Annotated in this window: 32 protein-coding genes; 28 read left to right on the forward strand and 4 right to left on the reverse strand. The window is 41.6% G+C overall.

All coding sequences use genetic code 11. The features are described 5' to 3' along the window. Positions 1–85 precede the first annotated feature (85 nt). Positions 86–391, forward strand: a complete 306-nt coding sequence (gene rpsJ, locus E2R65_RS06260; protein ID WP_022830652.1) for a 30S ribosomal protein S10 — start codon at positions 86–88, stop codon at positions 389–391. A gap of 197 nt (positions 392–588) precedes the next feature. Here rpsJ and E2R65_RS06265 read toward each other — a convergent pair whose 3' ends face one another. From E2R65_RS06265 to E2R65_RS06275, 3 genes are all read right to left on the reverse strand, one after another. After that, positions 589–999 carry a VOC family protein gene (locus E2R65_RS06265; RefSeq protein WP_134335640.1) on the reverse strand — a complete coding sequence of 137 codons (411 nt, stop codon included), beginning with the start codon at positions 997–999 and terminating at the stop codon, positions 589–591. 99 nt (positions 1000–1098) lie between these two features. Beyond that, complete coding sequence (locus E2R65_RS06270; RefSeq protein WP_134335641.1) at positions 1099–1545, reverse strand: EVE domain-containing protein; 447 nt, start codon at positions 1543–1545, stop codon at positions 1099–1101. A 6-nt stretch (positions 1546–1551) separates the two neighbouring features. Beyond that, entirely contained in the window at positions 1552–2286 is a 735-nt protein-coding gene (locus E2R65_RS06275; RefSeq protein ID WP_134335642.1) for a hypothetical protein, read from the reverse strand. Between the two features lie 223 nt (positions 2287–2509). Between E2R65_RS06275 and E2R65_RS06280 the strand changes: the two genes are divergently transcribed. Then, the gene (locus tag E2R65_RS06280) at positions 2510–3769 is read left to right on the forward strand and encodes a prephenate dehydrogenase (protein WP_134335643.1); all 1260 of its coding nucleotides are present in this window, start codon (positions 2510–2512) and stop codon (positions 3767–3769) included. Between the two features lie 15 nt (positions 3770–3784). Here E2R65_RS06280 and E2R65_RS06285 read toward each other — a convergent pair whose 3' ends face one another. Continuing rightward, entirely contained in the window at positions 3785–5308 is a 1524-nt protein-coding gene (locus E2R65_RS06285) for a rhomboid family intramembrane serine protease (RefSeq protein ID WP_134335644.1), read from the reverse strand. A 234-nt stretch (positions 5309–5542) separates the two neighbouring features. On the opposite strand from E2R65_RS06285, the gene rplC reads away from it, so the two are divergent. The 26 genes from rplC to rpsK all read left to right on the forward strand — a co-directional run bounded on the left by rplC (position 5543) and on the right by rpsK (position 18398). Further along, a complete protein-coding gene (gene rplC, locus E2R65_RS06290) occupies positions 5543–6160 on the forward strand; it encodes a 50S ribosomal protein L3 (protein WP_121246354.1) in 618 nt (205 codons plus the stop codon). A 1-nt stretch (position 6161) separates the two neighbouring features. Then, positions 6162–6794 carry a 50S ribosomal protein L4 gene (rplD, locus tag E2R65_RS06295; RefSeq protein ID WP_129876194.1) on the forward strand — a complete coding sequence of 211 codons (633 nt, stop codon included), beginning with the start codon at positions 6162–6164 and terminating at the stop codon, positions 6792–6794. Position 6795: 1 nt separating this feature from the next. Next, positions 6796–7086, forward strand: a complete 291-nt coding sequence (rplW, locus tag E2R65_RS06300; RefSeq protein ID WP_121245911.1) for a 50S ribosomal protein L23 — start codon at positions 6796–6798, stop codon at positions 7084–7086. Positions 7087–7094: 8 nt separating this feature from the next. Further along, positions 7095–7922 (forward strand): 50S ribosomal protein L2, encoded by an 828-nt coding sequence (gene rplB / locus E2R65_RS06305; RefSeq protein ID WP_134335645.1) that lies wholly within the window; start codon positions 7095–7097, stop codon positions 7920–7922. Between the two features lie 2 nt (positions 7923–7924). Beyond that, a complete protein-coding gene (gene rpsS / locus E2R65_RS06310; protein ID WP_067059750.1) occupies positions 7925–8191 on the forward strand; it encodes a 30S ribosomal protein S19 in 267 nt (88 codons plus the stop codon). 3 nt (positions 8192–8194) lie between these two features. Then, positions 8195–8623, forward strand: coding sequence for a 50S ribosomal protein L22 (gene rplV, locus E2R65_RS06315; RefSeq protein WP_134335646.1), 429 nt, complete (start codon positions 8195–8197; stop codon positions 8621–8623). Between the two features lie 6 nt (positions 8624–8629). Then, a complete protein-coding gene (rpsC, locus tag E2R65_RS06320; RefSeq protein WP_134335647.1) occupies positions 8630–9493 on the forward strand; it encodes a 30S ribosomal protein S3 in 864 nt (287 codons plus the stop codon). 164 nt (positions 9494–9657) lie between these two features. After that, positions 9658–10080 carry a 50S ribosomal protein L16 gene (gene rplP / locus E2R65_RS06325; protein WP_134335648.1) on the forward strand — a complete coding sequence of 141 codons (423 nt, stop codon included), beginning with the start codon at positions 9658–9660 and terminating at the stop codon, positions 10078–10080. Between the two features lie 111 nt (positions 10081–10191). Further along, positions 10192–10401 carry a 50S ribosomal protein L29 gene (gene rpmC / locus E2R65_RS06330; RefSeq protein ID WP_134335649.1) on the forward strand — a complete coding sequence of 70 codons (210 nt, stop codon included), beginning with the start codon at positions 10192–10194 and terminating at the stop codon, positions 10399–10401. Between the two features lie 20 nt (positions 10402–10421). Further along, positions 10422–10676, forward strand: a complete 255-nt coding sequence (gene rpsQ, locus E2R65_RS06335; protein WP_134335650.1) for a 30S ribosomal protein S17 — start codon at positions 10422–10424, stop codon at positions 10674–10676. 1 nt (position 10677) lies between these two features. Continuing rightward, a complete protein-coding gene (rplN, locus tag E2R65_RS06340) occupies positions 10678–11046 on the forward strand; it encodes a 50S ribosomal protein L14 (RefSeq protein WP_073405786.1) in 369 nt (122 codons plus the stop codon). Position 11047: 1 nt separating this feature from the next. Beyond that, a complete protein-coding gene (rplX, locus tag E2R65_RS06345) occupies positions 11048–11392 on the forward strand; it encodes a 50S ribosomal protein L24 (protein WP_121245917.1) in 345 nt (114 codons plus the stop codon). Next, on the forward strand, positions 11392–11961 hold the full coding sequence (gene rplE, locus E2R65_RS06350) for a 50S ribosomal protein L5 (RefSeq protein ID WP_121245918.1): 570 nt from the start codon (positions 11392–11394) through the stop codon (positions 11959–11961). Before rplX ends, rplE begins: the two co-directional genes overlap by 1 nt. Next, on the forward strand, positions 11954–12223 hold the full coding sequence (rpsN, locus tag E2R65_RS06355; protein WP_067059741.1) for a 30S ribosomal protein S14: 270 nt from the start codon (positions 11954–11956) through the stop codon (positions 12221–12223). The genes rplE and rpsN overlap by 8 nt, the downstream gene beginning before the upstream one ends. 156 nt (positions 12224–12379) lie before the next feature. Further along, positions 12380–12778 carry a 30S ribosomal protein S8 gene (gene rpsH, locus E2R65_RS06360; protein ID WP_129876202.1) on the forward strand — a complete coding sequence of 133 codons (399 nt, stop codon included), beginning with the start codon at positions 12380–12382 and terminating at the stop codon, positions 12776–12778. A gap of 19 nt (positions 12779–12797) precedes the next feature. After that, entirely contained in the window at positions 12798–13355 is a 558-nt protein-coding gene (gene rplF / locus E2R65_RS06365) for a 50S ribosomal protein L6 (RefSeq protein WP_134335651.1), read from the forward strand. 5 nt (positions 13356–13360) lie between these two features. After that, complete coding sequence (gene rplR, locus E2R65_RS06370; RefSeq protein ID WP_121245921.1) at positions 13361–13705, forward strand: 50S ribosomal protein L18; 345 nt, start codon at positions 13361–13363, stop codon at positions 13703–13705. Between the two features lie 12 nt (positions 13706–13717). After that, the gene (gene rpsE, locus E2R65_RS06375) at positions 13718–14236 is read left to right on the forward strand and encodes a 30S ribosomal protein S5 (RefSeq protein WP_134335652.1); all 519 of its coding nucleotides are present in this window, start codon (positions 13718–13720) and stop codon (positions 14234–14236) included. Between the two features lie 6 nt (positions 14237–14242). Then, positions 14243–14422, forward strand: coding sequence for a 50S ribosomal protein L30 (gene rpmD, locus E2R65_RS06380; RefSeq protein ID WP_067059736.1), 180 nt, complete (start codon positions 14243–14245; stop codon positions 14420–14422). A 5-nt stretch (positions 14423–14427) separates the two neighbouring features. Further along, entirely contained in the window at positions 14428–14874 is a 447-nt protein-coding gene (gene rplO, locus E2R65_RS06385; RefSeq protein ID WP_134335653.1) for a 50S ribosomal protein L15, read from the forward strand. Positions 14875–14879: 5 nt separating this feature from the next. After that, a complete protein-coding gene (gene secY, locus E2R65_RS06390; RefSeq protein ID WP_134335654.1) occupies positions 14880–16223 on the forward strand; it encodes a preprotein translocase subunit SecY in 1344 nt (447 codons plus the stop codon). Positions 16224–16229: 6 nt separating this feature from the next. After that, positions 16230–17021 carry a type I methionyl aminopeptidase gene (gene map, locus E2R65_RS06395; protein ID WP_134335655.1) on the forward strand — a complete coding sequence of 264 codons (792 nt, stop codon included), beginning with the start codon at positions 16230–16232 and terminating at the stop codon, positions 17019–17021. A 63-nt stretch (positions 17022–17084) separates the two neighbouring features. After that, complete coding sequence (infA, locus tag E2R65_RS06400) at positions 17085–17303, forward strand: translation initiation factor IF-1 (RefSeq protein WP_022833270.1); 219 nt, start codon at positions 17085–17087, stop codon at positions 17301–17303. Between the two features lie 8 nt (positions 17304–17311). Further along, positions 17312–17428, forward strand: coding sequence for a 50S ribosomal protein L36 (gene rpmJ / locus E2R65_RS06405; RefSeq protein ID WP_082855993.1), 117 nt, complete (start codon positions 17312–17314; stop codon positions 17426–17428). 71 nt (positions 17429–17499) lie between these two features. After that, positions 17500–17877 carry a 30S ribosomal protein S13 gene (gene rpsM / locus E2R65_RS06410; RefSeq protein WP_134335656.1) on the forward strand — a complete coding sequence of 126 codons (378 nt, stop codon included), beginning with the start codon at positions 17500–17502 and terminating at the stop codon, positions 17875–17877. A 131-nt stretch (positions 17878–18008) separates the two neighbouring features. Next, positions 18009–18398, forward strand: a complete 390-nt coding sequence (rpsK, locus tag E2R65_RS06415) for a 30S ribosomal protein S11 (RefSeq protein WP_134335657.1) — start codon at positions 18009–18011, stop codon at positions 18396–18398. Positions 18399–18445: the final 47 nt, after the last annotated feature.

Consider the following 18445-nt stretch of genomic DNA (forward strand, 5'->3'; position numbering starts at 1 on the left):
ATTTGCATATACACACATCCGCACATATATAAACAACCAATCATCCTAATAAATAGCTCTTAGGGTGGTTTAAAACAAAAATAACATGAGCCAAAGAATCAGGATCAAATTAAAATCGTACGATTACAACTTGGTTGACAAATCAGCCGAGAAGATCGTTAAAACAGTAAAGCCAACAGGCGCTGTAGTTAGCGGACCACTTCCGTTACCAACCGAAAAGAAAATTTTTACTGTTTTACGTTCACCACACGTAAACAAAAAAGCACGCGAGCAATTCCAGTTATGTTCTTATAAACGTTTATTGGATATCTACAGCTCTAACTCTAAAACTGTAGATGCGCTAATGAAGCTTGAATTGCCAAGCGGCGTTGAAGTTGAGATCAAAGTGTAACTGTACCGGAAGATCTATAGAAAAGCCATTCTTGAAAAAGAATGGCTTTTTTTGTAGTTTCCCAATCATCTGCGAGGTACGAAGTAATCTCTTTAAGCAAATCGGCCATGCAGGGTGTATGACTACTATAGCAGATTGCTTCGCACCTTGTAATAACGCTTGAGGGTTGGATATACATTTGTTAATTATACATGTATTTATCCCTGTTGCGGTGGCCCTGCAGGGTCCATCCACATAATTTCCCAGTGATGGCCGTCAAGATCTGCAAAGCTGTGTTGGTACATAAAACCATAGTCTGTAGCTGGGTTGGGGATAACAGCGCCTGCAGCTTCTGCTTTAGCTACCATTTCGTTTACGGCATCCTTGCTTTCGGCCGATAGGCAAATAGAACATTCCGCCTCTGTATGGGCGTCTATGATCCTTTTTTTAGTAAATGTCTGGAAGAAAGCTTTGGTGAGCAGCATTACATAAATGGTATCGCTGATGATCATGCAGGTTGCCTTCTCGTCGGTAAACTGCGGGTTAAACGTATAGCCAAGTTTAGTGAAGAACGCAATAGATTTGTTAAGATCATTAACCGGCAGGTTTAAAAAAATTTGAGTTGCCATATTTAAGTTTGTTTGTTTATCAAAAGTACACCGGGGCTACAATACTTCAAATGCGTAACACGACAAGTTAAGGGGGCGTTTGCGACAATCGGTCGCCGGTTAGATTTGTCCGTAATAGGTATCAGCTAAAAAATTCAGCCAAACACCCTCCAGCTCATCAACCAGATGCGGGCGTATGGATATGCCCGATGCCTGTGGCGCCCAGGTTTGTTCGGCAAGGTTGCCTGTTTTTAAAACATCAAACGTCAGGATGTGCTCTTTATCCGGGTTAAGCAAAACATCCAGTGCAATTTCTATACGGTGGTAATGCCTGCCTTTTCTGAAGGCGACATAGGGCTCGGATTTTATACTACCCGACGCAAATATACCCCTTGGTTCGGCACCCAGGCGCACTATGTATGCCCTGTCGCCGGGTTTAATGGTTTTATGGCTGGCAACGCTCCAGTTATCTATTAGTTCGCCCGTGGTCTTAAGCTTTTCAATATCGTGGTCGATATTATCCCAGGCAAACTTAATGGGGTTCCATCCAAATAAAAAAGCTTTCATGGTAAATTACCCGTTGCCCATTAGCTCATCATTCTTATTGCGCTCGGTTTGCAGTTCACGGGCCAGCTTCTTTTCTTTTTCGTTGGCTTTTGTTTTGTAGGCTTTGTATTCTTCTTCCAGTTCGTTATAAAGCTTAATGCGATAGTTGGCCTCGCGACTGTGGCTGCCCGACCGGGCTATTACAATAGCTGCAATAACGCCAAAGCCTACTACCAGGCCCCACATAATTAAGTTATAGGTTGATTTTGCAAGCGGGATGCCCAGCAGCGCCACTTCATCAACTTTCGCTTTTGATTCGGCCACCATCTGGTCTTTAGTTGTTGCCGATGTTTTTAAAGTATCAATGGTTTTTGCCTGCAATGCCAAAGTGCTTTGTGCTTCTTTTAACTGCTTACGGGTAGTACTTAAAGTGTCACTGTAGTTTTTAAATAAAGCGGCTACCAATGGCTGCTGATAATTATAAACCTTGGTAAGCAGGTACTGGTATTGCCCGCGCAGGCTTTTATCTGCAGGTGCTGCCGGTTGCGTTTGTACCGGGCGTTGCTGTACTGGTGCAGCAATAGTACCCGGTGCCTGTGCTATTTTAGTGGCCGTTTTTTTATAGGGTATGGCTACAGCCTTAGTGGTTGCAGGTTTGGCCGGGGTAACTCTCCGGGCAGAATCTTGCGCGTTGCTGAAACCCGCAATGGTTAAAAAAACAATTAACAGCGTAAGTGAGCGAATTTTTACAAGCTGGATCATATAGATATAGTAGTATCGGTGTTTTTAAGATTAGTTTATTTAGCGTAAGCTGTAATTACTTAAACGTAGCAAATTAATTTAAAGTTTGTAAATAATTGTTCAGATAAATGCAAAACGCTGTATCACACTCATAGTTTAAACCTTAAAAACAGTTGCTAAACGTTTATATATTATAACTTTTGTATCATGCGCAAAAGCATATATTAGCCTTTTAATTTATACTATGCGCATAGGTATTATAGGTTTGGGCGATATGGGTAAGCTGTATGCTAAAGCTTTTGCAAAAGCAGGGTACACTGTTTGCGGTTGCGATATGCCCCAAAACCGGGAGAAACTGGAGAATGAATTATCCCCATTGGGTATTACCCTGATGGATGATGGCAAAGATGTATCACGCGTAAGCGACCTGATTATTTATTCTGTAGAGGCAGATAAACTGGAGCAGGTGGTAGGGCAGTACGGGTCATCAACTAAATACGGCGCAATTGTGGCCGGGCAAACATCTGTTAAACACCCCGAGATTGCCATATTTGAAAAATACTTGCCTGCGGCTGCACAGATCATCACCTTCCATGCCATGCACGGGCCGGGATTTGAACCCAAAGGCCAAAAACTGATCCTGATAAACCATCGCAGCAAACCGGATGCTTACCAACGCATGCTCGAACTGTTTACTGCTGTGGAAACCGACATCGTAGAGATTCCGGATTATCACGAGCACGATAAGATAGTAGCCGACACGCAGGCGGTTACCCACGTAGGCTTCGAGAGTATGGGCACCGCCTGGAAATCTGCCGGGTTTTTCCCTTGGGAAAACGCATCGTATGTTGGTGGTATTGATAATGTAAAGATCCTGACCACCCTGCGTATCTTTAGCTATAAAGCACACGTTTACGCAGGCCTGGCCATACTAAATCCGTATGCCCGCCAGCAGGTAAAACGCTATGCCGAATCAGAATCGGATCTGTTTAAGCTGATGATCAAAGAAGAGGAGCAGGAGTTTAGGCAGCGACTATACCGCGCCCGTGATTTTGTTTTTCATGAAAGCCGCAAGCCCATTATGTTTAATGATGCTGTGATGAGCGAATTTTCATTAGCGCAGCACGCCGGGCATCAAAAGCCAAATTCACATCTAAGCATTTTAAGTATGGTTGATGCCTGGTACCATCTGGGGGTAAACCCCTATGATAACCTCATCTGCCAAACGCCGCCATTCCGCCTGAGGCTGGGCATTGCCGAATATTTATTTAAGAACGAAGAACTGCTGGAAGAATCTATCGAAACAGCCTTGTATGATAAAACCATCCGCGGCGACGATCTGGAGTTTCATTCGGCCGTGCGCGAATGGAGCGCTATCATCGGGTACGGAGACATGCAAGGCTACAAGAAACACTTTAACGAAGTGCAGGCCTTTTTTGCAGGCCGACTGGAAGAAGGCAACAAGCAAAGCGCCGAGTTGATACGCAGGCTGATGATGGGGTAATTATAAGCAAAGGGACTAATCAGGATATTCTATCTTGCCCCATTGCAGGCGCAGCTCGTTTATTTTAAGAGTTGTGCTGTTTATTTTGTTGCGATATTTAACTTTATCATTATCCCGGAATTCTTGATACAATAATTTATAAAGCGAGCATTCATAGGCAATGATCTGAGATTTTATATTGGCGATCTGCTTTTCTTTAGCCGGCAGCGTAAGGCTTTTTATTCTCTTTCCGATTTCTGAAAGCGTATCTACCTTGCGTAGGGTTTTACTATTTAACATGGCTAAACGCTGGCTGCGGGTTAAATCATCTGTATGATAAAAATCATTATTCAAATCAGTAAATATATTTTCGGTTTTAGTGGTTAGTTGTTGCAGATATTTTAACTGGTAAACCGGGGTAAGCCAAATACATAACCCGGTATATATGATGGTAATGGCTAAAGCACTTGCCGTTACCAGGTTTTGTTTTTGTTGTTTTAAGCTTAAGTAAGCTATCCATCCAAAAATATAGCCGGATATTAAACCACCAAAATGTGCAGCATGGTCTACATGCCGCCCAATAGGAATAATACTGTAAGCTATAAAAATAGTAGTACTTATTAATAGTGCCCTGCGTACGTTATTCTCATAAAAATCAGTAGATAATAAGGCAAGCAAAACACCAAACATCCCGAATATAGCCCCGGATGCACCTGCCGATACACCTTCCTTATACCATATTACTGATGTTATGCTGGCGCAGATACCGGTAAGCAGATAAATAAACAGATAATTCCATTTGCCCAGTTTATTTTCTATAAGCGACCCGATGTAAATAAGCACCACCATATTACCTGTAATATGCAATACGGAAAAATGGAGGAATGTATTGGTTATCAATCGCCATAATTGCCCTTTTAAAACCTGGTTGCGCCCGCTGAAACCAAGTAAAAGATAAATATCTTCTAAGCTTTTGGTGTTACTACCTGGTGCGGATTGTTTGGCTTGCATAGCCATAACTATAAACACAGCCGCTATTACCACTGCAGTAATTAAATAGATGGCGATGTTGGCCAGCACCAGTATGGGGGTAACGGTATAACCGGGCTTTGGGTTAAAGGCAGATAAAAAGTTACGGAGTTTTTGTTTATAACCCAGTGGAGGGTTATTAAGGCTTATAAATTGCCTGTCGGGTATGCTATCAATTAATTGTTGTGTGGTTTCGTGTAGGTTTTGCTGTAAATGATATTCTGCATAGCTAATCTCTGCATATAACAATTCCAGGTTCTGCTCATTTTTCCCATAATCTGTAAACAGGCCTTGGTAGCCAACGCATTCGCTTTTAAAAATAGCCTGTTTATTGATGACCTGGACAGAAACCTCTTCTGCATACGATGCCCAGGATATATTAGTGTAGGCAATTATACCATCAGTATCAAAATAACCGATATGCCAGCCAAGGTTATTAAATGCCTGATAGAGCAGCGTAAGATAATGATCGGTGTTGTATTCGTTCAGCGCAATGGTAGCGGTTTTCCGCGGAGATATGCCCCAGCTCATGATATAAGTTTAGTATAGGGTATAAATATACATTATCAAAAGCAATACACAAGTTAAAGGCTGGGTATCATTAAATTGAATGCTAAAAACATTGTATTAATATTTATTTAAAAATAAGTTGATAACTATTTGAAAATTAATGTAAAGTTTCTATCTTTGCCGTCCCTTAAGGGGGAAATAATATGCCTTGAACGAAGCCCTACTGCTTCGATGGGCACAAATAAAATAAAGAAAATGTCAGGAATTATTGGTAAAAAAGTAGGAATGACCAGCATTTTCGATGAAGCAGGGAAAAACATTCCTTGTACTGTAATCGAAGCTGGCCCTTGCGTAGTAACCCAGATCAGGTCTGTAGAAACAGACGGATATGCAGCTGTACAGTTAGCATATGGCGAGAAGAAGGAAAAAAACACCTCAGGCCCGTTAAAAGGCCATTTCCAAAAAGCCGGTACTACTCCAAAACGTAAACTTGTTGAATTTAAAACATTCGAAGACGAAAAAGCTCTTGGTGACACTGTTACTGTAGAGATTTTTGCCGCAGGTGATTACGTTGATGTAGTAGGTACTTCAAAAGGTAAAGGATTTCAGGGTGTTGTAAAGCGTCACGGTTTTGGTGGTGTGGGTATGCAAACTCACGGTCAGCACAATCGTTTACGTGCACCAGGTTCACTGGGTGCTTCATCATGGCCATCTCGCGTATTTAAAGGCATGCGTATGGCGGGTCAAACAGGTAACGTTCGTGTTAAAGTACAAAACTTAGAAGTAGTTAAAGTATTTGCAGAGCAAAACCTGATTGTAGTTAAAGGTTCAATCCCCGGAGCTAAGGGTTCATTCGTAATAGTGGATAAATAAGATGGAAATCAACGTATTAAATCTATCAGGTAAAGAAACAGGTGCCAAGGTGCAGCTGCCTGAGTCCGTATTCGGAGTAGAGCCTAACGATCATGCTATTTACTTAGATGTAAAGCAGTTCTTAGCTAACCAACGCCAGGGTACGCACAAATCAAAACAACGTAATGAAATTGCAGGTAGTACCCGCAAATTACATAAACAAAAAGGTACAGGCGGCGCCCGTGCAGGTAGCATTAAATCACCATTGTTTAATGGTGGTGGTCGTGTTTTCGGCCCGCAGCCACGTGATTACAGCTTTAAATTAAACAAAAAGCTTAAATCATTAGCCCGTGCTTCAGCTTTATCATACAAAGCAAAAGATAACAACATTTTGGTATTAGAAGATTTTAGCTTTGATGCTATCAAGACTAAAACTTACATCCAGATGGAAGCAGACCTGAATGTTACTAACGATAAAACGTTATTGGTATTAGCAGGTGTTGAAAATAACAATGTTTATTTATCAAGCAGAAACCTGAAAAAAACTAAGGTTATTACCGTTGAGCAGTTAAATACTTATGATGTGTTAAATGCCGGTAAACTGATCTTAACAACAGGCGCTGTTAAAACTTTGGAGGGAGCATTAGCTAAGTAATATGGAAATTTTAAAGAAACCCTTACTTACTGAAAAAGTAGCTCAACTAACCGAGAAACTTAACCGCTACGCGTTCAAAGTTGATCACAGGGCTAACAAAATTCAGATAAAAGGCGCTATTGAGGCTATGTATGGTGTTAACGTTACAGCTGTTAACACAATGAAATATGTAGGTAAACTTAAAACCCGCAACACAAAAGCAGGTGCAGTGTCTGGCCGTGCGGCTACATACAAAAAGGCCATCATCACGCTGAAGGATGGTGAAACAATAGATTTTTACAGCAATATATAATATAAGACATGGCAGTAAAGAGATTTAAACCGGTTACACCGGGTACCCGCTTCAGAATTGATGTATCTAATTCAGATATTACAACTAATGTACCAGAAAAGTCGTTGGTTGTATCATCTAACAAAAGATCTGGCGGACGTAACCACAGCGGTAAAATGACGATGCGCTACCTGGGTGGTGGTCATAAACAAGCATACAGGTTAATAGATTTTAAACGCAATAAATTTGATATCCCTGCAAAAGTTGCAACTATCGAGTACGATCCAAACAGATCTGCACGTATAGCGCTGTTACATTTTGTTGATGGTGAAAAACGATACATGATAGCTCCGGAAGGCTTAACAGTTGGAACGGTAGTTGTATCTGGCGAGAGCGCTGCACCAGAGGTTGGTAACACCATGCCTTTGAAAAGCATCCCGTTAGGTTCTATCATCCACAATATCGAGTTAAACCCTGGCCAGGGTGGTGTTATTGCCCGCAGCGCCGGTACCTACGCTCAGTTATCAGCACGTGATGGTAAATATGCCATCATCAAATTGCCTTCAGGCGAAACACGTATGATATTGTCAACCTGTTTGGCAACTATCGGTACCGTTTCAAATGGCGAAAAAGCAAATGCTGTGTTAGGTAAAGCCGGCCGTAAGCGCTGGTTAGGTCGTCGCCCTCGCGTTCGTGGTGTTGCCATGAACCCTGTGGATCACCCTATGGGTGGTGGTGAAGGCCGTTCATCAGGTGGTCACCCACGTTCACGTAAAGGTTTATTAGCTAAAGGCTACAAAACCCGTGATAAGAAAAAAGGATCAGATCGTTACATCATTGAAAGAAGGAAGAAATAATAATGGCACGTTCAATTAAAAAAGGACCTTACATAGATCATAACCTGGAAAGAAAAGTTCTTACCTTGAATGATGCAAGTAAAAAATCAGTTGTAAAAACATGGTCACGTCGTTCCATGATCTCTCCTGATTTCGTTGGTCATACATTCGCAGTACACAACGGTAATAAATTTATCCCGGTGTATGTAACAGAAAACATGGTTGGTCACAAGTTGGGAGAATTTGCACCAACCCGCACATTCCGCGGTCACGCAGAAAAGAAAAAATAAGGCATGGAAGCAACAACTAAAATCAAAAAGTCTGTATTGATCAGGCAACAAAAAGAAGCTGCTAAACTCGTAGTAGGTGGTGCTTCGGTTGCTAAACTACAGAACTGTCCAACTTCACCACGTAAAATGCGTTTGGTGGTTGATCTGATCCGTGGTGAGAACGTTGAGAAAGCGTTATACATCTTAAAATTTACAAACAAAGAAGCTGCAATCCGCGTAGAGAAACTTTTGTTATCAGCCATCAAAAACTGGGAAGCTAAAAACGAAGGCAAACGCGTAGAAGATAGCGGCCTATTTGTAAAAGAAATATCAGTAGGTGGTGGCCGTCAGTTAAAAAGGTTACGCCCTGCACCACAAGGCAGAGGGTTCCGCATTCGCAAGCGCTCTAACCACGTAACTTTGATTGTGGATACTAAAAACGATAACAACTAATTTGAAATGGGACAAAAAGCACATCCAATAGGTAACAGGTTAGGCATCATCCGCGGTTGGGATTCTAATTGGTTCGGTGGAAACAACTACTCCGACAAATTAGTTGAAGACGAAAAGATCCGCAAATACTTATCAGCACGTATCAACAAAGGTGGTGTATCTAAAGTAGTTATAGAACGTACTTTAAAACGCATCACGGTAACTATCCACACTGCCCGTCCGGGTATTGTGATTGGTAAAGGCGGTGCCGAGGTTGATAAGATCAAGGAAGAGTTAAAAAAATTAACAAAAAAAGATGTTCAGATCAACATCTTCGAGATCAAACGCCCTGAGCTTGATGCCCAGTTAGTTGCCGAAGGTATTGCTAAACAGCTTGAAGCACGTATCTCTTTCCGTCGTGCCATGAAAACTACAATTGCTTCTACCATGAGAATGGGCGCAGAAGGAATCAAAGTGATGACATCAGGCCGTTTAGGTGGCGCTGAGATGGCACGTACAGAGCAGTATAAAGAAGGAAGAATTCCTTTGCACACTTTCCGTGCCGATATTGACTATGCTTTGGCAGAAGCCTTAACTACTTATGGTAAAATAGGTGTTAAAGTATGGATCTGTAAAGGTGAGGTTTACGGCAAACGCGATCTGTCTCCAAACATTGGCGGCACAAGCAGCGCAAGCGGTAAAGGTGGTCGCCCGGAAGGTTCAGCAGGTTTCGGCGGACGTGATAATGCACGTGGCGGCGAAAGAGGCGGAGAACGCAGAGGCAACGACCGTAACAAACCAGGCGGCGATCGCAGAGGTGGTGGTAACAACCGCCCGGGTGGTCCGGGTCAAGGTGGTGGCAACCGTCCAGGTGGCCCGGGAAGAAGATAATAGTAACAGATGTGAGATTTGAGATGTGAGATGTGAAATTCATCTGTCATCATTCCGGTCCGCAGTATATTGATAACAATTAAATAAGATAGAAGATATTTTGATAAGAGACACTGAAAAGTTATATCTCACATCTCATATCTCATATCTCAATACTTAAGAAAATGCTACAGCCAAAAAGAACGAAGTTCAGAAAGATGCAAAAAGGCAGGATGAAAGGTTTAGCCACTCGTGGTGCTGAACTTTCATTCGGATCTTTCGGTATAAAATCACTCGAAGCCGCCTGGATAACCAGCCGCCAGATCGAGGCTGCACGTATTGCTGTAACACGTTTCATGAAACGTGAAGGCCAGGTGTGGATCAGGATTTTCCCTGACAAACCTGTAACCAAAAAACCAGCAGAGGTACGTATGGGTAAAGGTAAAGGTGCCCCAGAATACTGGGTAGCAGTTGTACGCCCGGGCCGCATGATTTTTGAAGCAGAAGGTGTACCTTTAGAAGTTGCAAAAGAGGCATTACGCCTTGCAGCGCAAAAATTACCAGTGCAAACCAGATTTGTAACACGTAGGGATTACGTAGAAGCATAAATAAAAGGTTGAAAAGTTGTAAATGTTGAAAAGGTTGTAAGGTTATTGCAGCTGCCATCAGGTAACATTAAACATTTAAACTTTTCCAACATTACAACAACAATAAAGAACATGAAGAACTCAGAAATTTTAGAGCTTTCAACCGAAGAATTGTCAGCAAGACTGAGCGAGGAAAAAACAACTCTTACTAAACTGAAATTTGCACATGCAGTTTCGGCCATAGAGAACCCAACCCGCATTACAAAAGTGCGCAAGGATATTGCTCGTTTAAATACTGAACTAACAAAACGCAAGGCGGCGTCAGCTTCTGAACAGAATTAATTTTTAAGCGTCGGAAAACAATGGAAAGAAATTTAAGAAAAACACGTACCGGCCTGGTAGTAAGCAATAAGATGGAAAAATCTATTGTGGTTGCTGTAGAGCGGAAGGTGAAGCACCCCATCTATGGTAAATTCGTAAAGAAGACTACCAAATTTATGGCTCATGACGAAGCTAATACCTGTGGTATAGGCGATACCGTATTGATTATGGAAACCCGTCCGTTGAGCAAAAGCAAAAACTGGAGATTAGTTCAAATTTTAGAGAGGGCTAAATAACATGGTACAACAGGAATCAAGATTAAATGTAGCTGATAACAGCGGTGCTAAAGAAGTTTTAGTAATACGCGTATTAGGTGGTACCGGTAAAAGATATGCCTCTATTGGCGATAAGATAGTAGTTACCGTAAAAAGCGCTTTACCATCAGGTAACGTAAAAAAAGGTACCGTATCTAAAGCAGTAGTGGTTAGAACCAAGAAAGAGATTCGCAGGAAAGATGGTTCATATATCCGTTTTGACGATAACGCAGCCGTTTTGTTAAACAACCAGGATGAGCCAAGGGGCACACGTATTTTCGGCCCTGTTGCCAGAGAATTACGTGAAAAACAATTTATGAAAATTGTATCATTAGCACCGGAGGTATTGTAATATGGAAAGTAAGAAAAACACAAAACCAGCTAAATTAAAAATCCGCAAGGGTGATTTAGTGAAGGTAATTGCCGGTGACTCTAAAGGATCACAAGGTAAAATAGTTGAAGTTATCATTGATAAAAACAGGGCTATTGTAGAAGGTGCCAACATGGTATCTAAACACACCAAGCCTAATGCAGCCAACCCTAACGGCGGTATTGTAAAGCAGGAAGCTGCCATACACATATCTAACCTGGCACTGGTTGAACCTTCAACAGGTAAAACAACCCGCGTTGGCCGTAAATTAAACGATGCCGGCAAATTGGTTAGAGTATCAAAAAAATCAGGGGAGGAAATTAAGTAATGACTTACGTACCAAGATTAAAATCAAAATATAAGGAAGATATCCGCACCGCTTTGAAGGAAAAATTTGCCTACAAAAGCGTAATGCAGGTTCCTAAATTGCAAAAAATTGCGATCAACCAGGGTGTTGGCGGTGCTACTACCGATAAAAAACTTATCGAAAACACCATCACCGAGTTAACCACTATTACCGGCCAGCAAGCTGTTGCATCAAAATCTAAAAAGGATATCTCGAACTTTAAGTTACGTAAAGGTATGCCGATTGGCGTACGTGTTACTTTGCGCGACAATACCATGTATGAGTTTTTAGACCGCTTAATTGCTGTTGCCCTGCCACGTATTCGTGACTTTAAAGGTATCAACGATAAAGGTTTCGACGGAAAAGGAAACTATACTTTAGGTATATCTGAGCAGATCATCTTCCCGGAGATCAACATTGACAAGATCAACAAGATCCAGGGTATGGATATTACCTTTGTAACCTCGGCAACAAACGATGTTGAAGCATTGGAGTTACTGAAACAATTTGGTTTACCATTTAAAAATCAAACACCAACTAACAATGGCTAAAGAAGGCGTAAAGGCTCGTGAAGTAAAACGTGCCAAATTAGTAGCAAAATTTGCTGAAAAAAGAGCAGCGTTAAAAGCAGCTGGCGATTACATAGGTTTAGATAAATTACCTAAAGCTTCATCACCGGTAAAATTGCACAACCGTTGCAAATTAACAGGCCGCCCGCGTGGTTACATGCGCCAGTTTGGTATATCACGTGTTACATTCCGTGATATGGCACTGGCAGGTAAAATACCGGGTGTTAAAAAAGCAAGCTGGTAACAACCACATAATTCGTAAGCAATTAAGAATTCAAAACATAGTACCATATGTTTTGAATTTTTTTGTAATTTTGCGGCTCGAATTTTAAAAAGAATTAACCGATAGCAGGTCGGCCGGGACGTTACCGGGAGGAAACCACTATCATAAACAACAATAATGAATACAGATCCAATCGCAGATTATCTTACAAGAGTAAGGAATGCTATTAAAGCCAACCATAGGGTTGTTGAAATTCCTGCATCAAATCTGAAAAAGGAAATCACTAAAGTGCTTTTCGAAAAAGGTTACATTGCTAATTACAAGTTTGAGGATAACGGCCCTCAAGGCAGCATCAAAGTTGCTTTGAAGTACCACCCGATAACTAAAATCTCTGCTATCCGCAGCATTGCACGTATTAGTAAACCAGGTTTGAGGAAATACGCCGGTATGGATACCATGCCACGTGTATTAAATGGTTTAGGTATCGCTATCCTATCAACATCTAAAGGTGTAATGACCGATAAAGAGGCGCGTGCGCAAAATGTAGGTGGCGAAGTTTTATGCTACGTTTATTAATAGAGGAGGAAATTAAGCAATGTCAAGAATAGGAAAAGCACCTATCGCATTAACCGGCGGCGTTACCGTTACCGTATCAGCAGAAAATGTTGTTACCGTAAAAGGCCCAAAAGGCGAATTGCAACAGGCAGTTGATAGAGATATCATCATTGAGCAAGAAGGCGACCAGTTACTGGTTAAACGCCCTTCAGACCAAAAACGTCATAAAGCATTACACGGTTTATACCGGTCGCTTTTAAACAATATGGTAGTTGGTGTAACTACAGGTTACAAAATTGAGCAGGAATTAGTAGGTGTGGGTTACCGTGCTACTAACCAGGGCAATACATTAGATTTAGTGTTGGGTTACTCTCACCACTATGTATTCCAGTTACCACAAGAAATTAAAGTTTCAACCACTGCTGAGAAGGGTAAAAACCCAACTATTATCCTGGAATCAAACGATAAACAATTGATCGGTCAGGTAGCGGCGAAAATACGCTCGTTACGTACACCAGAGCCTTACAAAGGTAAAGGTATCAAGTTTGTTGGCGAAGTATTGAGAAGAAAAGCAGGTAAATCAGCATCTAAAAAATAATCGTCATGAAATTATCAAGAAGAGACAGGATTAAAAAAGGCATCAGAAAACGCCTTTCAGGTTCATCAGCACGCCCGCGTTTATCTGTATTCAGAAGCAACAAAGGCATCTATGCACAAATTATTGACGATGTAACAGGAAAAACCATTGTATCTGCATCATCTTTATCAAAAGATTTTACATCAGATGGTACAAAGTCAGACCAATCGGTAGCTGTAGGTAAATTAGTAGCTGAGAAAGCTATTGCCGCAGGTATTAAAGATGTAGTGTTTGACAGGAATGGTTACCTGTACCATGGCCGTGTTAAATCACTGGCCGAAGGTGCACGTGAAGGTGGTTTAAACTTTTAATCGAAAACAGAAATGTCAACAATCAACATAAAAAGAGTAAAAACCAGCGAGATCGAATTAAAAGATCGTTTGGTTAGCATACAACGTGTAGCCAAAGTAACCAAAGGTGGCCGTACATTCAGTTTTTCTGCTATCGTAGTAGTAGGCGATGAGAACGGTGTTGTAGGTTACGGTTTGGGTAAAGCAAAAGAGGTTACCGAGGCTATTGCAAAAGGTATTGATGATGCTAAAAAGAACCTGGTAAAGGTTCCGATTATCAACAACACTATCCCTCATGAGCAAATAGGTAAATTCAGTGGTGGTTTTGTATTCTTAAAACCTGCAGCAAACGGTACCGGTGTAATTGCCGGTGGTGCGATGCGTGCAGTGTTAGAGAGTGCTGGTGTACATAACGTACTGGCAAAATCAAAAGGATCATCAAACCCGCACAACGTGGTTAAAGCAACTGTATCTGCATTGGCGCAACTGCGTGATGCCGTTACCGTAGCGCAACAACGCGGTATTAGTTTAGGTAAAGTATTTAACGGATAATCAGTCATGTCGAAAATCAAAATAACACAGATCAAAAGCGTTATCGACAGAAGCGAGCGCCAGAAAAAAACCGTTGAGGCCTTAGGCCTTAAAAAAATTAACCACAGCGTGGAAGTTGAAGCCACTGCGGCTATTATAGGAATGGTTAGAAAAGTTAACCACCTGGTAGCAGTAGAAAATATTTAATAATCATGAATTTAAGTAATCTTAAACCTGCAGAAGGTTCTACTAAAAATAGGAAAAGAATTGGCCGTGGTACAGGTTCTGGCCGTGGCGGTACGTCAACCCGTGGCCACAAAGGTGCCGGTTCACGTTCAGGTACATCTACCAAGGTAGGTTTTGAAGGTGGCCAGATGCCATTACAGCGCCGTGTGCCTAAGGTAGGTTTTAAAAACCCTAACCGTGTTGAATATACAGGTGTGAACCTGGATGTTCTTCAGCAACTGGTTGAGAAATATTCACTGGCAACAGTTGATTTCGCAACTTTAAAAGAGCATGGTTTGGTTTCTCGTAACGATCTTGTGAAGATCCTTGGCCGTGGCGAGTTAAAAGCTAAATTAGAAGTTCAGGCACATGCATTTACTGCTACTGCACAAAAAGCTATTGAAGCAGCCGGCGGAACTATTGTTAAGTTATAATTTCGATGAAGAAATTTTTCACCACATTATCCAATATCTGGAAAATTGAAGATCTAAGAGTGCGTATCATAAACACACTCTTATTTCTTTTGATATATCGTGTCGGTTCGTTTATTGTTTTGCCGGGTGTAAACGCGGCATCACTGAATGCTTCACAAAATAAAGAAGGAATTGTAGGCCTTTTAAACATGTTTGCCGGCGGGTCGTTCTCACGTTCGTCTATTTTGGCATTGGGTGTTATGCCTTACATATCTGCTTCAATTGTGGTGCAATTGTTGGGTATTGCGGTACCTTACTTTATTAAACTTCAGAAAGAAGGCGAAAGCGGCCGTAATAAAATAAACCAGTGGACACGCTATCTTACGATCATCATAACCGCAGCGCAAGCTATCGGTTACTTAAAATCGCAGATAAGTGCCGATGCCATGCTGATTGCCAACCCATACTTTACCATATTAAATACCTGCGTATTAACAGCCGGTACCTTATTTGTAATGTGGTTAGGCGAAAAGATAACGGATAAGGGTATCGGTAACGGTATTTCCCTCATCATCATGGTGGGTATCATTGCCCAGTTGCCAAGTGCCTTTGTTGTTGAATTTAACTCACGTACGGGCGGCCCGGGTGGTTTAATTACCTTTATTGTAGAAATTGTAGCGCTGCTTGGCGTGGTAATGTTTACCATACTGATAGTGCAGGGTACACGTAAAATTGCAGTACAATACGCTAAACGTATTGTAGGCAACAAACAATATGGCGGTGTGCGCCAGTATATACCTTTAAAGGTAAATGCTGCCGGTGTAATGCCTATTATTTTTGCCCAGGCATTAATGTTTATACCTACAACGGTTTCTCAGTTCTTCCCGTCTACAAGTGCAAACGGTTTGTTAATTGCTTTATCAAATTACAACTCGTGGCAGCATAACGTATTATTTGGTGTATTGATTATACTGTTTACCTATTTCTATACGGCTATTACAGTTAATCCTAATCAGATGGCTGATGACATGAAAAAGAACGGCGGTTTTATACCTGGTGTTAAGCCCGGTAAATCTACAGCCGACTATATCGACGGGGTTATCTCTAAGATCACCCTGCCGGGTTCTATTTTCCTGGCTATTATCGCTATCGTACCGGCCCTGGCCAGTTTGGTAGGTGTAAGTAGCTTATTTGCAAGATTTTTTGGCGGTACATCATTGATCATCCTTGTGGGTGTAGTTTTAGATACTTTACAGCAGGTAGAGAGCCATTTGTTAATGCGCCATTATGACGGGTTAATGAAAACAGGCCGGATCAAGGGCCGTGCAAGTATCCCTACAGCTACGGGTGCAACCCCGCCGGTTATTTAATAATACATGTCAAAGATCATTTATAAGTCTGTCGAAGAGATAGAACTGATAAGAGAAAGTTCTTTACTTGTTTCCAAAACACATGGGGAGATAGCTAAAGTTATTGGCCCCGGTATAACTACTTTAGAATTAAATAAACTTGCCGAAACCTTTATCCGTGATAATGGAGGGGTTCCGGCATTTTTAAATTATAACGGTTTCCCTTTCTCTTTATGTATCTCGCTTAACGATCAGGTGGTGCATGGTTTCCCAGGCAAACATGTTTTGGTAGAAGGAGATCTGGTATCTGTTGATTGCGGTGTGGTACTGAACAAGTACTATGGCGACTCGGCCTTTACCTTTGCCATTGGCGAGGTAGACGAAAATACAAAAAAACTAATGCGCGTAACCCGCGAGTGTTTAAACCTTGGTGTAGAGAAGGCTGTTGTAGGCATGCGCATAGGCGATATAGGCTACGCAGTGCAGGAGCATGCCGAGAAGAACGGTTTTGGCGTAGTAAAGGAGCTGGTTGGGCACGGGGTAGGCACACGCCTGCACGAGAAGCCCGAAGTGCCAAACTATGGTAAACGCGGCGCAGGCATTAAGTTAGAGGAAGGAATGGTAATTGCCATCGAGCCGATGATCAATGCGGGCCGTGCCGGTGTTAAGTTTTGGGATGATGGCTGGACGGTATCAACCACCGATAAAAAACCATCGGCACATTACGAGCATACGGTAGCTGTAAAAAAGGGCAAACCAGACGTTTTATCGACGTTTGAATACATTGATAAAGTTTTAGAAGAAAAAAATAAAAATTAAAATATTTTTATTAATTTTGCATCCCGCTTTAAGGGCGGATAATCAAGTAATAATCAGTAAAATATGGCAAAACAATCCTCGATTGAGCAAGATGGTACAATTCGCGAAGCATTATCTAATGCGATGTTTAGAGTTGAACTGGAGAATGGCCACGAGATTATTGCACACATATCCGGCAAAATGCGTATGCACTACATCAAGATTTTACCTGGCGACAGGGTTAAACTGGAGATGAGCCCATACGATTTAACAAAAGGAAGAATAACCTACAGATATAAATAAGCAACGAGATGAAAGTTAGAGCATCCATTAAAAAACGCAGTGTTGATTGCAAGATCATCCGCCGTAACGGGAAACTTTATGTGATCAACAAAAAGAATCCTAAGTTCAAACAGCGTCAGGGATAATTAAAAAGAAATTGTAATAAACCGCACAACGGTGGCCCGCCGTTCGGTATTACTTAAAACAACAAACAAATATGGCAAGGATCTCCGGTATTGATTTACCAAAGAATAAAAGAGGCGAAATAGGCTTAACCTATATTTACGGTATTGGCCGTACAACCGCCCAAAACATTTTAACTGAAGCCGGTATCGACTTTAACATTAAAGTGCAGGATTGGAATGATGAGCAGTTAACTGCCATCCGTACCATCATCAACGATCAGATAAAAGTTGAAGGTGCATTGCGTTCAGAAGTTCAGCTGAACATCAAACGTTTAATGGATATTGGTTGCTACCGCGGTACCCGCCATCGTAAAGGTTTACCGTTACGTGGCCAGCGCACCAAAAACAACTCACGTACCCGTAAAGGAAAGCGTAAAACAGTTGCTAATAAAAAGAAAGCTACTAAATAGTAAATAGTTGATTGGTGAGCGGTGAGTAATTGATACTTTAAGCTTGCCAGGAATATAAAATTAAAACGATTGGTGGGCCCGGGTTAAATCATTAACTCAGTAATTCACTAAATCAATAATTAAAAAACAAAATGGCTAAAAGCAAAAAAGTTACCAAAAAGCGTATTGTTGTTGTTGAGCAGGTTGGCGAAGCACACATCAATGCAACTTTTAACAACATCATTATCACCCTTACCAACAAAAGTGGCCAGGCTATTTCATGGTCATCTGCAGGTAAAATGGGTTTTAAAGGTTCTAAAAAGAATACCCCTTATGCTGCCGGTCAGGCTGCTGCCGATTGCGGTAAAGTTGCTTATGACTTAGGCCTGCGCAAGGTAGAGGTGTTTGTAAAAGGTCCGGGTTCAGGCCGCGAGTCTGCCATCCGTACCCTGCAAACAACAGGTATCGAAGTAACTACTATTAAGGACATCACCCCGCTTCCGCACAACGGTTGCCGTCCATCAAAAAGAAGAAGAGTTTAATTAACCCAAGTTTAAAGCTAAGATTCGGCAGCTGCGGGCTGTTTGAT

Origin of the sequence: Mucilaginibacter phyllosphaerae (genome assembly GCF_004378255.1) — a bacterium.
Taxonomy (GTDB): domain Bacteria; phylum Bacteroidota; class Bacteroidia; order Sphingobacteriales; family Sphingobacteriaceae; genus Mucilaginibacter; species Mucilaginibacter phyllosphaerae.